Origin of the sequence: Mesorhizobium sp. CA7 (assembly GCF_020165015.1) — a bacterium.
In the GTDB taxonomy this organism is placed as follows: domain Bacteria; phylum Pseudomonadota; class Alphaproteobacteria; order Rhizobiales; family Rhizobiaceae; genus Mesorhizobium.
In genome coordinates, this window is the sequence record NZ_JAIUHH010000001.1 from 923,002 (window position 1) to 935,814 (window position 12,813).

Below are 12,813 nucleotides of genomic sequence, written 5' to 3' on the forward strand. Positions count from 1 at the left end.
TTAATGACCTTATCGCGACTATTTGGCAGAGGCTGCCGTGACGGAAGTCAGGAGCCTCTGCAGCGTGCGGATCGTCGAATTGTCGGCCACGCCATCCACCAGCCGCCGCCGGAAATGCCGCTGGAACGCCGCCACCGCGATTTCCGTCTGCCGGTCGTAAATACCCGATATCTCAATACCATAGCCATAGAGCGCCAGCATCGACTGCAGCGCCTCGACACCGGAACCGGTGTCGCCGGCCTTCAACGCGGCGCCCGGTTTTATCGGCGCCGCCGGTACGAGGTGGCCGATACCGGCCGCGAACAGCGCCTTCCACGGAAATTTTTCGCCCGGGTCGACCTTGCGGCCCGGCGCCACGTCGGAATGGGCAAGCACCCTTGTCGCTGGGATGGAATAACGGCCCACGATGCCCGCGCACAAACCGATCACGGCGTCGATCTGCCGCCTCGGGAAGGCTTTGTAGCCGAGTGAATGCCCGGGATTGACGATCTCGATACCGACCGAACAGGAATTGATGTCGGTGCGCCCGAGCCAGGAGCTCTTGCCGGCATGCCAGGCGCGATCGCTCTCGCGCACCATCTGGATGATGCGGCCATCCTCGTGGACAAGATAATGCGAGGACACTTCACTTGCTGGATCGCACAGCCACGCCTCGGCGCCGGCGCCGGTTGCCATGCCGGTATAATGCAGCACGATCATGTCGGGCCGGAGCGTCTCGCGGCGCGGACCGAAATTCGGCGACACCCGGACCTCGGCACCTGGCTGGTCAGGCAGGAAACCGCTCATGCGTGCCTGAGGCCCCGCTCGATCATTTCATAAGCGGCATTGATCGCCGCGACCCTGGTCGTGGCGATCTTGATGAATTCCTGCGGCAAGCCGCGTGCGATCAACCTGTCGGGATGATTGTCCGAGATCAACTTGCGGTAGCGTTTTCTGATTTCCTCGAACGGCTTGCCGCGCTCGATGCCCAATACGACGTAAGGATCGGCGGCGCCGAGATTGACGTGCCTGGATAGGATCGTCTCGTAATGCGCCTCATCGATCCGGAAAATCTCCGCGATCCGATGCAGGAACTGCCCTTCCCGCTCATGGATCAGGCCGTCAGCCTTAGCGATATGGAATAGGCCGTCGAGTATGTCTTCCAGCATCATGCAGTTGGCATGGCCGGAACCGCAGAGTTGCGCCATGCGCCGCGCGTAGGTCTCGAACCCGGCGACGTCCTGCTTGGCGATGTCGTAAAGCCGCGCCACGTTGCGCGTCTCGCTCGGCGGCACCTCGAAGATGTCCTGGAAGGCGCGCACCTCGTCCTGGGTGACGATGCCGTCGGCCTTGGCCATCTTGGCCGAGAGCGCGATCATCGCCACCGAAAAGGCTACGCGCCGGCGCAAGTCCGGATCGCCGGAAAACACGGTGCGCACAGCTTCAACGACATCCGCGACGCCCGAGGACGCCGATGACGAAACACGAGCGATGAAGTCGCCAAGGCGGTCCCAAATCGACATGTCGGCTTCATAGAGCGAACCGGGCGGTTCTATCAAGCCGGGACGATGCCGCAGTCGACCGGCGATGCGTGGGATCGACGGCGCAAAAAAGAAGGCCGGCAGTGCCGGCCTTCTTCGGTATTGTGGGACGGCCCTTACTGCGCAGGCGCGGTAGGAGCCGGTTTTGTTGCCGGAGCCGGTTCAGCAGGCTTCGAAGCGTCGGGCGAAGCCGGTTTCATCGGCTGTTCGTTGGCCGGCGGATTGGTGCTCTGGGTGGTGGTATTGTCAGTGCCGGTGCCACTGTCGCTACAAGCCGCGACTCCCAGCAGGGCGAGCGCCGAGACCGACGCCAGAATGAGCTTCTTCATGCTATCTCTCCTTCGACAGACGCTCACATTTCGGTGAGCGGTCGCAGGGGAAATGCATCAGCCATCTGCCGGTTTCGTAACGTTGCATTTCCACGTGTAACATCAACTTGCGATTGCTGGCGCCGAAATCCCGAACTAACACAACATACGCCCAAAGAGATTATGGATAAGCAGAATGCCGGCAGCCGCAGGAACTGGGAAATGGGACTTTTGGATCGACCGCGGCGGCACTTTCACCGACATCATCGGCCGTGATCCGCGGGGCCGGCTGCACCCCCGAAAACTCCTGTCCGAAAATCCCGAGGCGTATGCGGATGCCGCCATCCAGGGCATCCGCGACCTGTTGGGCCTGAAAACCGGCGCCGCCATCTCCGCCGACGCGATCGGCGACGTCAAAATGGGCACGACCGTAGCTACCAATGCGCTGCTCGAGCGCAAGGGCGACCGTGTGCTGCTGCTCATCACCAAGGGGTTCCGCGACGCTTTGCGCATCGCGTATCAGGCAAGGCCGGATATCTTCGCCAAGGAGATCATCCTGCCGGAGCAGCTCTACGAGCGGGTGATCGAGGTCAATGAACGCGTGCGCGCCGACGGCTGCGTCGAGCGCCTGCTCGACATCGCGGCCTGCCGCCCGGCGATCGAGCAGGCGAAGGCCGACGGCATCGACGCGGTCGCCATCGTCTTCATGCACGCCTGGAAATACCCAGACCACGAAAAGGCCGTGGCGAAAGTCTGCCGCAAGATCGGCTTCAGCCAGATCTCGGTCTCTCACGAGGTCTCTCCGCTCATCAAGCTGGTCGGCCGCGGCGACACCACCGTGGTCGACGCCTATCTATCGCCGATCCTGTCGCGCTATGTGCAGCGGGTGGCCGGCGAACTGGGCGCCGGACCGCGCCTGATGTTCATGATGTCGTCGGGCGGCCTTACCGCCGCCGACATGTTCCAGGGCAAGGACGCGCTGCTTTCGGGACCGGCGGGTGGCGTCGTCGGCATGGTCGAGACGGCGAAGCTCGCCGGCTTCGAAAAGGTCATCGGCTTCGATATGGGCGGTACGTCGACCGACGTCGCCCACTATGACGGCGAATATGAGCGCGCTTTCGACACCGAGGTCGCCGGCGTTCGCATCCGCGCGCCGATGATGCGCATCCACACCGTCGCCGCCGGCGGCGGCTCGATCCTGCACTATGAGGCGGGCCGCTTCCGCGTCGGCCCGGATTCTGCGGGCGCCAATCCGGGGCCTGCCGCCTACCGGCGCGGCGGCCCGCTCGCCGTCACCGATGCCAATGTCATGCTCGGCAAATTGCAGCCCGATTTCTTTCCGGCGATTTTCGGCGCGGGCCAAGACCAAGCGCTCGACATCGGCACGGTTGGCGAAAAATTCGCGGCCCTTGCCGCCGAAATCGGCGACGGCCGGACGCCCGAGGCGGTCGCCGAAGGCTTTGTCACCATCGCCGTCGAGAACATGGCCAACGCCATCAAGAAGATCTCGGTGCAGCGCGGCTATGACGTCACCGAATATCTCTTGAACTGTTTTGGCGGCGCCGGCGGCCAGCACGCCTGCCTGGTCGCCGATGCGCTCGGCATGGAGGCGGTGCTCATCCATCCCTTCTCCGGCCTTCTCTCGGCTTACGGCATCGGCCTCTCGTCGGTCTTCGCCTCGCGCCAACAGGGTCTGCTGCAGCCGCTTGCCGAAGAATCCCGCGCGGCGATCGAGGCACTCATCGCGGCACTGCGCGGCGACGTCATTGCCGAGCTCGGCGAGCAAGGCATTGCCGGAGACGCGGTTTCAACGAGGCCTGTCCTGCATATCCGCTATGACGGCACCGATACGGCGCTGCCGGTGAATTTCGAGCATGGCTCGATCTTCCGCGCCAGAAGCGATTTCGAGGCCGCGCACAAGGCGCAGTTCGGTTTCGTCTATGACGATAAGCCGATCGTCGTCGAGACCGTCGCCGTCGAAGGCATGGAAGTCGCCCGACAGGACAAGGCTGAAGCCCCGGCGCTCGCCGGACCGGCAGGAATTGACGCCAAACCCTTGGAAAGCCGGCGCATCTACACCGAAGGCCGCTGGCACGAGGCCGGCGTCTATCGCCGCGAAGGCCTGCGGCCGTCCCACACGGTCGCCGGGCCCGCGCTTATCATCGAGCCGAACCAGACCATCGTCGTCGAGCCGGGCTGGCGCGCCGAAATCACCGGTCTCAATCACGTCGTGATACGCCGGACAGAAAGAAAGGCGCGTGCCGCGGCGCTCGGCACCGAAGCCGATCCAGTGATGCTGGAGGTCTTCAACAACCTCTTCATGTCGATCGCCGAACAGATGGGCGTGACGCTGCAGAACACCGCCTATTCGGTCAACATCAAGGAACGGCTCGACTTCTCCTGCGCCGTGTTCGACCGCCATGGCGCGCTGGTCGCCAACGCGCCGCATATGCCGGTGCATCTGGGTTCAATGGACCGTTCGGTGGAGACAATCATCCGCTTGAACTCCGGGGATATCCATCCCGGCGACGTCTTCGCGCTCAACGCGCCTTATAATGGCGGCACGCATTTGCCCGACATCACCGTAGTGACGCCGGTGTTTGACGACGCCCGCAAGGAAATCCTGTTCTGGGCGGCCTCGCGCGGCCATCACGCCGATGTCGGCGGCACCGCGCCGGGCTCGATGACGCCGCTTGCGACAACGGTCGACGAAGAAGGCGTGCTGTTCGACAATTTCCGCATCGTCGATCGCGGCCGCTTCCGCGAGAAGGAGCTGGAGACGCTGCTGACCGACCATCCTTATCCGGCGCGCAATCCCGTCCAGAACATCGCCGACTTGAAGGCGCAGATCGCCGCCAACGAAAAGGGCGTGGCGGAGCTGCGCAAGATGGTCGCGCATTTCGGGCTCGATGTGGTCGAGGCCTATATGGGCCACGTACAGGACAATGCCGCCGAGAGTGTGCGCCGCGTGATCGAGCGGCTTCCCGACAGCGCGGCGTACGAATATCCCACCGACACCGGCCAGGTGATCAAGGTGAAGATCACCGTCGACCGGCAAAGGCGCGAGGCGACCGTCGATTTCACCGGCACGTCGCCTGTCATGAAGAACAACTTCAACGCGCCGGAGCCCGTCGCCCGCGCCGCGGTGCTCTATGCCTTCCGCGTCATGGTCGAGGACATGATCCCGATGAATGCCGGGTGCCTGAGGCCGATCAACATCGTTATTCCAGATGGTTGCATGCTCAAGCCGTCCTATCCCGCCGCCGTCGTCGCCGGCAATGTCGAAACCTCGCAGCATGTCACCAACGCGCTGTTCGGCGCGATGGGCGCGATGGCCAACGCCCAAGGCACGATGAACAACCTCACCTTCGGCAACAAGAAATACCAGTATTACGAGACGATCTGCTCCGGCTCGCCGGCCGGCCGGATGAATTCGGGCCGGGGCTTTGCCGGCACGTCCGGCGTCCATACCCATATGACCAATTCGCGCCTCACAGATCCGGAGGTGCTGGAACTGCGCTTCCCCGTCGTGCTGGAAGACTTCCATATCCGCAAGGATTCCGGCGGCAAGGGCAAGTGGAATGCCGGCGACGGCACCAGGCGTACCATCCGCTTCCTCGAAAACATGGAATGCGCGATCCTGTCCTCCCACCGCAACCGGCCACCCCAGGGCCTCGACGGCGGCGGTGACGGCGAGGCGGGCTCGACCAAAGTTAGGCGCAATGACGGATCGGTCGACGTCCTGAAGGCCTGCGACCAGACCACGCTCGATGCCGGCGAGGCCGTCATCGTCACCACGCCGACACCGGGAGCGTTCGGCAAAGCGTAGCAATTCGTACCAACCTGCCGTCAACAGGCTGTCACCTGCCTGTCATGCCGCTGCGCTACCCGCTTGCGCCAAAGCAAACGGGGAATCACCTTTCCATGTCGGACGTATCCGGAGAACTCGTTTATCGTCGAGGCAAGGAAGTCGGAAAGGCCGTCTACCAGAACCGGGCATTGTCGAAGGACGGCATTTCCGAGCGGCTCTTCGCTTTCCTGTTCTCCGGCCTCGTCTATCCGCAGATCTGGGAAGATCCCGATGTCGACATGGAGGCCATGCAACTTGGCGCCGGGCACCGAGTCGTCACGATCGCCTCGGGCGGCTGCAACATCCTAGCTTACCTGACCCGCACGCCGGCCCGGATCGACGCCGTCGATCTCAATGCCGCGCATGTCGCGCTGAACCGCATGAAGCTGGAAGCGGTGCGCCACCTGCCGTCGCAGGGCGACCTGTTCCGTTTCTTCGGCGCCGCCGGCACCAGCCACAATTCCGATGCCTATGATCGCTTCATCGCGCCGCATCTCGATCCGGTCAGCCGCCATTACTGGGAACGCCGCAACTGGCGCGGCCGGCGCCGCATCTCGGTTTTCGACCGTAACTTCTACCAGACTGGCCTGCTCGGCCTGTTCATCGCCATGGGCCATCGCGTCGCAAAACTGTTCGGCGTCGATCCCGCCGGCATCATGAAGGCCGGGAACATCGGCGAGCAGCGCCGCTTCTTCGATGAGGAACTGGCACCGGTCTTCGACAAGAAGCTGCTGCGCTGGGCGACCTCGCGCAAGGCTTCGCTGTTCGGCCTCGGCATCCCGCCGGCACAGTATGACTCGCTGATCACATCCGGCGACGGCTCGATGGCGAGCGTGCTCAAGGCGCGCCTTGAAAAGCTCGCCTGCGATTTCCCGCTCAAGAACAACTATTTCGCCTGGCAGGCCTTTGCCCGTCGCTATCCGCAGCCCGGCGAAGCGGCGCTGCCTGCTTATCTGGAAGAGCGCAATTATAAGACGATCCGCGACAACATCGATCGCGTCGCCATCCACCACGCCAATCTGATCAAGTTCCTGGCCGCCAAGGATGCGGGCAGCGTCGACCGCTTCGTCCTGCTCGACGCGCAGGACTGGATGACCGACGACCTGCTCAACGCGCTGTGGACCGAGATCACTCGCACGGCCTCGGCCGGCGCCCGCGTCATCTTCCGCACCGCGGCCGAACCGAGCCTCCTGCCCGGCCGTGTCTCCAGTTCGTTGCTCGACCAGTGGACCTACGAGGCCGACGCCTCGCGCGAATTCTCGGCAAGGGACCGCTCGGCGATCTATGGCGGCTTCCATCTCTATGTGAAGCGTCCCGCATGAGCACGACGGAGCTGCCGGCCAGCCATGCCGAACTGATGGACGGCGTCTACCGCTGGCAGCGCCATATCTATGATCTGACCCGCAAATACTACCTGCTCGGCCGCGACCGTCTGATTGACGGGCTGGACGTGCCGCAAGGCGGCACCGTGCTGGAGCTTGGCTGCGGCACCGGCCGCAACATTGCGCTTGCCGCCCGCCGCTATCCGGATGCGCGCTTCTTCGGTTTGGACATCTCGGCCGAGATGCTGGAGACGGCTAGCGCGGCCATTGCTCGCGAAGGCCTGTCCGACAAAGTCAGGCTGTCGCGTGGCGACGCAACCGACTTCGATGCCAGGGCGCTCTTCGGCATCGCGCAGTTCGACCGCGTCTTCGTGTCCTATTCGCTGTCGATGATCCCCGGCTGGGAAAAGACGGTTTCGGCCGCACTCGCCGCGCTTGCGCCCGGCGGCTCATTGCATGTCGTCGACTTTGGCCAGCAGGAAGGCCTGCCACGCTGGTTCCGCGCCCTGCTGCGCGGCTGGCTGCGGAAATTCCATGTCGCGCCGCGCGCCTCGCTGCGCGATGTGCTTGAATCGGAATCGCAGCGCACTGGCGCAACCTTCCGCTTCAGAACGCTTTATCGCGGGTACGCCTGGCTCGGCGTGATCGGATCCCGCAAATAAAAAAACGCGATCAGCGCAGCGCCTTCACCAGCGCGCTGACCATCGCTTGTGGACGATAACCGAGCTTGGCCGGCGTCAATCCAAGCCGCACCACCACCAACTGCTCCGACGGAATGATTGCCGCCGCCTGGCCGTCATGGCCCTCCATCCAATAAGTGTCCTTGGGCAGGTCTGCGGCGACGCCCGCGCCGGGATTTTCCTCATCGCCCGGCCCCTCGATCCAGACCTGGCCTTTGCCATACACCTTTGAGGCCGGTGCGGCCTCGCGCATCCAGTCGACGAAACCGGCGGGCAGGATCTGGTTTCCGTTCCAGGCGCCGCCCTGCAGCAGGAACTGGCCGAAGCGCGCCCAATCATGGGCCGTGGCATAGAGATACGACGAGCCGACGAAGGTGCCTTGCTCGTCAGTCTCGAGCACCGCACTGTGCATACCGAGCGGCTCAAACAGCGCCGTGCGCGGCCATGCCAGCGCCTTCGCCTTGTCGCCGATCGCGTCCTGCCACAGCCGCGACAGCATCACCGCTGTGCCGCTCGAATAGGAAAACACTTTTCCCACCTCGCCGGCCAGCGGTTGTGCCTCGGCGAAGCGAGCCATGTCCGGCTCGAGATAAAGCATGCGCGTCACGTCGGCGACGTCCCCATAATCCTCGTTGAACGCCAGCCCGCTCGACATCGCCATCATGTCGGCAAGGCTGATGGCGGCGCGGCCGTCGGCCTTCCACGGCTTGAACAGGCCCTTATTGTCGAGCGCCAGCTTTCCGTCCTTGACCAGCGTGCCGACGATCGCGGCATTCACCGTCTTGGTCATCGACCAGCCAAGCAGCGGCGTCTTGGCCGAAAAGCCCTCGCCATAGCGCTCCGCGATGATCCGGCCGTTCTTCACGACCACGATGGCGCGCATGCCAATGCCGGCCATAGCGGCATCGTCGACGATCTTCGCGACTTCGGAGTTCTGCGAAGCATCCACGCGCTCGCCATCGGGCCAGAGCGCGTCGGGCTGCGCCGCCGCCGGCGGCGCGGCACGCAGCGATGTCTGCCTTGCCTTACCGGTGTCGCCGTCCGGAACCGACGCGCAGCCGACGCCATCGCGCTCGACGGCAACACTCTTGCCGAGAACCCAAAGCAAGCCCGCCGAAACCAGTCCCCTTTCCTTGTCGACGGAGACCTTCATCAGCTTGAGCAACGGGTGGCCGGGCGCCTGCACGTCGACGGCAAGGACCTCTTTGGCGTCGCGGCCGGCGATGAAGACATTCGAGCAGACGATTTTGGCCGAGTAGCCGGAGCCAACGCGGATCAGCTCCGGTGGCGCGAAATAGAGCCAGGCGAAGAGTGCCGCCACCGCCAGGATCACAAGCCCAAGCAGCCATTTGATGAACTTCACGACAGCCCGCATCTTTCCCCGCCTTTTGGATTCGCCGGCGCGATTTATGTCATCGATTTGCCGCCATTGCTTCCGCAAAATCGCCGGCATCGTCGAGCGCCGTCAATGGATTATCAACCATGTTCGGCGATCAAATGAGCGACTGTGACGGTCCTGTGGGGAGATCGTCCGGAGGGGGCCCGCGTAAGCGACCGCCATCAATGAAGGACCCATCAGCGGCCGGCTGATCCCGGCTCGGGGGATATCATGCGCCGTCTTGCGGCCATCCTGATGCTTACATTGCTGGGCGCCTGCTCGACCGTGGAGGACCTCTCACCATTGTCGCCGTCGTCGCAGACGGTTGCTGTGCGCGCGCCCAAATTCGAGGACTCCAAGCCGCATGAGTGGGACAGCGGCGCACCGTGGACCTACGCCATCCACGGCACGGATGTCTCCAAATACCAGACCTCGGTCGACTGGCCGACCGCCAGGGCCAGCGGCATCTCCTTCGCCTTCATCAAGGCGACGGAGGGTGGCGATCGTTTCGACGACTATTTCAACGAGCACTGGGCGCGTACAAAAGCGGCCGGAATTCCGCGCGCCGCCTATCATTTCTTCTATTTCTGCACGCCGGCGGAAACCCAGGCGCGCTGGTTCATCGCCAATGTCCCGCGAGACCCGTCGGCGCTGCCGCCGGTGCTCGACATGGAATGGAACCCGAAATCGCCGACCTGCAGGCTGCGTCCCGATCCGGCCACCGTGCGCAGCGAAATGACCGTCTTCCTCCAAACGGTCGAGCGCTACTACGGCAAGAAGCCGATCATCTACACCTCGGTCGACTTCTTCGACGACAACCAGTTGGCGACCTTCCGCGGCTATCCCTATTGGCTGCGCTCGGTCGCCGGCCATCCGCGCGAGAAATACGGCAGCCACCCCTTCACCTTCTGGCAGTACACCGGCACCGGCATCGTGCCAGGCATGACCGGCAAGTCCGACATCAACGTCTTCAACGGCTCGGAAGCTGCCTGGAAGAAGTGGCTGCGGCAGAACACCCGTTGACATCGGCCGCCGCGCCTGCTTTTCGACACGGCGGGCGGCGAAACATGCAACCGCTGGTAATCTGGAGCGGCGTACTCGTGCGAGTGCCTGGCGAGGCTCCTGAGCTTTGAAATCCTCGCATGCGCCCGTCCGATCCCGTCCGGGGTCGCGATCGGGTCATGCGCCGGTCTCGAAAGGAAAGCGATGCGATTGCGCGTTGAAATCCTGGCGGCGCTCTTCCTCGGCGCGCTTGCGCTGCCGTCGGCGGCGCAGGAATGCGGCGGCGATTTCGAGGCTTGGAAACAGGGCGTCGCGGCAGAAGCCAAGGCAGCCGGCGTCGGCGCCGTCGGGCTCGACGCGCTGGAGGACGCCACCATCGACCAGCGGGCGCTGGCGCGCGACCGCGCCCAGGGTGTCTTCACCCAAACTTTCACCGAATTCGCCAACCGCATGATTTCGGCCTACCGCCTAAAGCAGGGTGCGACCAATCTGAAGAAATATGCCGAAATCTTCGACCGCGCCGACAAGGAGTTCGGCGTCCAGCCGGCGATCATCGCAGCCTTTTGGGGGTTGGAGACCGACTTCGGCGCCGTCCAGGGCGACTTCCATACCCTCGATGCGCTGGTGACGCTTTCGCATGATTGCCGCCGCCCTCAGCTGTTTCGGCAGCAATTGGTGCCGCTGCTCACCTTGATCGACCGCGGCGTGCTGCCCGCCGACGTCAAGGGCGCCTGGGCCGGCGAAATCGGCCAGACGCAGATCCTGCCGACCGACTATCTGGCGCGCGGCGTCGACGGCGACGGCGACGGCAAGGTCGATCTGAGGAACAGCGTGCCGGACGTCATCATGACCACGGCCGACAAGATCATGTCGCGCGGCTGGAAGCGCGACCAGCCCTGGGTCCAGGAGGTGCGCGTCCCCGACGAGATGCCATGGGACCAGACCGGCCGCACCAACAAGCTGCCGCTGTCGCAATGGGCGCAATGGGGCGTCACCGAACCCAACGGCAACCCGCTCATCGACAATGGTCTCAAGGCTGGCTTGGCGCTGCCGATGGGCCGCAAGGGTCCCGCCTTCCTGACCTACGACAATTTCGACGTCTATCTGGAATGGAACCAGTCCTTCACCTACGCGCTGACGGCGGCAGTGCTTGCGACCCGCCTTGCCGGCGCGCCCCAATTCGATCCGCGCACGCCCGAGCAAGGCCTGAGCGGCGACCAGATGAAGGCGCTGCAGACCAAGCTAGAGGCCAAGGGCTACGACGTCGGCACCGTCGACGGCATCCTGGGCACCAACACGCGCGAGGCGGTCCGCAAGGAGCAGATGCGGCTTGGCCTGCCGGTGGATGGTTGGCCGACGCCCGAGCTTTTGGCGAAATTGTGAGAGCGAATAGCGAATAGAGAGTAGCGAATAGGGTTGGCCGGCGCTTCTTTCGCTTACACGCTATTCGCTATTCGCTATTCGCTACTCCCTACTCCTAATCCGCCATCGTCTCCAGACTGGCGAAGCCCTGCGGCGCGTCGCCTTCGTCGAAGGGCGTCGTCACTTCGACGAACGTATCGGGGAAGAAGCCGTTGAAGCGGGTTCTGAGCGACAGCGAGTAGGCGCCGATATGGCCGATCTCGATCCAGTCGCCGGTGTCGACCGTTTCCGGCAGCCAGAACGGCCTGGACAGGATATCGACGGAATCGCAGGTCGCGCCGCAGACCTTGAACGGCACGATGGTGTTTTCGTTGCCGTTGCGGGTACGGATCGCGGGATCGGGGATGAAGCGCGCCGGCAGCGTGATCTTGCCGGTCCATGAATCCGACAACGACGCCCAGATACCGTCATTGATGTAGAGCCGCTTCCCCTTGCGCAACAGCACCCGCACGATCAGCGAGAGACACCGCGCCACGATCACGCGTCCGGGCTCGGCCACCAAGGCCATCTGGTCGAACTGATATTCTTTCAGGTCGCCGGCCAGCCGCGACATCAATTGGCCGAGCGACGGCATCTCGACCTGCTTGCGATTGGGGTCGTGGCCGTATTCGGCGGGAAAGCCGCCGCCGACATCCAGGCCAGCAATGTCGAAGGTCAGGCGGTTGCGCACCCAGTCCGCCGAGGCGAGCGCACGTTCATAGGTATCGGGATCCTCGATCTGGCTGCCGACATGGAAGCAGAGGCCGACCTTATAGCCGGTGCGGTTCAGCCGCTCGGCAAGCTCGACCGCATTGGCCGGCCCCGCGCCGAACTTCTTCGACAGCTCGTAAGCCGCGTGGCCCTTGGTCTGGATGCGAACGAAGACGGTGAGAGCGCCAGGATCGATATCGAGCGCACGCACGACGCGCGTCAGCTTGGTGATCTCGTCCTCATGGTCGAGCGAGATCACCCGGATGCCGTATTTTTCAAGCGCCAGCTTGATGTCCGACTGCGCTTTGACCGGGTGCATGTAGAGCATCTCGGCGTCGGGCGAGACGGCGCGCACGGCAGCGAACTCGCCGGGTGAGGCGACGTCGAAGGCGCTGACGCCGGCTTCCACCAGCGTCTTGAGAACGATCTGCTCGCCATTGGTCTTGACCGCGTAAGCGGTCTTGCCGGGAAACATGCCCATGAACTGCAGGGCATCCTCCTTCAGCACCTGCGGGCGGAAACAGTAGACCGGGTCGTCGGGACGAAGCGCCAGTGCCGCCTCACGGGCATTTCCGAATCGCTGCATGGACGAATCCTCAGGTCTGGAGCGCGCACAATTAATCCTAGCTAGCCGCCAAAGA

General features: G+C 63.8%; 10 protein-coding genes. 5 read left to right on the plus strand and 5 right to left on the minus strand.

Annotated features, from left to right (window positions below):
* Nucleotides 1-18 precede the first annotated feature (18 nt).
* The 3 genes from LB552_RS04445 to LB552_RS04455 all read right to left on the minus strand — a co-directional run bounded on the left by LB552_RS04445 (nucleotide 19) and on the right by LB552_RS04455 (nucleotide 1,849).
* Entirely contained in the window at nucleotides 19-786 is a 768-nt protein-coding gene (locus LB552_RS04445; RefSeq protein WP_095768982.1) for an N-acetylmuramoyl-L-alanine amidase, read from the minus strand.
* Nucleotides 783-1,502, minus strand: coding sequence for a J domain-containing protein (locus LB552_RS04450; RefSeq protein WP_140839681.1), 720 nt, complete (start codon nucleotides 1,500-1,502; stop codon nucleotides 783-785). The genes LB552_RS04445 and LB552_RS04450 overlap by 4 nt, the downstream gene beginning before the upstream one ends.
* A gap of 134 nt (nucleotides 1,503-1,636) precedes the next feature.
* Nucleotides 1,637-1,849: a hypothetical protein gene (locus LB552_RS04455; RefSeq protein WP_095768981.1), complete on the minus strand. Its 213-nt coding sequence runs from the start codon at nucleotides 1,847-1,849 to the stop codon at nucleotides 1,637-1,639.
* A gap of 175 nt (nucleotides 1,850-2,024) precedes the next feature.
* On the opposite strand from LB552_RS04455, the gene LB552_RS04460 reads away from it, so the two are divergent.
* Genes LB552_RS04460 through LB552_RS04470 form a run of 3 tightly spaced genes read left to right on the plus strand, consistent with a single transcriptional unit; the run spans nucleotide 2,025 to nucleotide 7,662 of the window.
* On the plus strand, nucleotides 2,025-5,657 hold the full coding sequence (locus LB552_RS04460; RefSeq protein WP_224602117.1) for a hydantoinase B/oxoprolinase family protein: 3,633 nt from the start codon (nucleotides 2,025-2,027) through the stop codon (nucleotides 5,655-5,657).
* A gap of 44 nt (nucleotides 5,658-5,701) precedes the next feature.
* Nucleotides 5,702-7,000 (plus strand): DUF3419 family protein, encoded by a 1,299-nt coding sequence (locus LB552_RS04465; protein ID WP_224602119.1) that lies wholly within the window; start codon nucleotides 5,702-5,704, stop codon nucleotides 6,998-7,000.
* Complete coding sequence (locus LB552_RS04470) at nucleotides 6,997-7,662, plus strand: class I SAM-dependent methyltransferase (protein ID WP_224602121.1); 666 nt, start codon at nucleotides 6,997-6,999, stop codon at nucleotides 7,660-7,662. The genes LB552_RS04465 and LB552_RS04470 overlap by 4 nt, the downstream gene beginning before the upstream one ends.
* A gap of 10 nt (nucleotides 7,663-7,672) precedes the next feature.
* Here LB552_RS04470 and LB552_RS04475 read toward each other — a convergent pair whose 3' ends face one another.
* Nucleotides 7,673-9,055, minus strand: coding sequence for a serine hydrolase domain-containing protein (locus tag LB552_RS04475; RefSeq protein WP_224602123.1), 1,383 nt, complete (start codon nucleotides 9,053-9,055; stop codon nucleotides 7,673-7,675).
* Nucleotides 9,056-9,289: 234 nt separating this feature from the next.
* Here LB552_RS04475 and LB552_RS04480 point away from each other — a divergent pair, with 234 nt between their 5' ends.
* Together LB552_RS04480 and LB552_RS04485 are read left to right on the plus strand one after the other, a co-directional pair.
* The gene (locus LB552_RS04480) at nucleotides 9,290-10,081 is read left to right on the plus strand and encodes a GH25 family lysozyme (protein WP_095768977.1); all 792 of its coding nucleotides are present in this window, start codon (nucleotides 9,290-9,292) and stop codon (nucleotides 10,079-10,081) included.
* A 183-nt stretch (nucleotides 10,082-10,264) separates the two neighbouring features.
* On the plus strand, nucleotides 10,265-11,443 hold the full coding sequence (locus LB552_RS04485) for a lytic murein transglycosylase (protein WP_224602125.1): 1,179 nt from the start codon (nucleotides 10,265-10,267) through the stop codon (nucleotides 11,441-11,443).
* Between the two features lie 94 nt (nucleotides 11,444-11,537).
* Here the strand turns inward: LB552_RS04485 and LB552_RS04490 are convergent, their stop codons facing one another.
* Nucleotides 11,538-12,758: an alanine racemase gene (locus tag LB552_RS04490; protein ID WP_224602127.1), complete on the minus strand. Its 1,221-nt coding sequence runs from the start codon at nucleotides 12,756-12,758 to the stop codon at nucleotides 11,538-11,540.
* Between the last annotated feature and the right edge of the window lie 55 nt (nucleotides 12,759-12,813).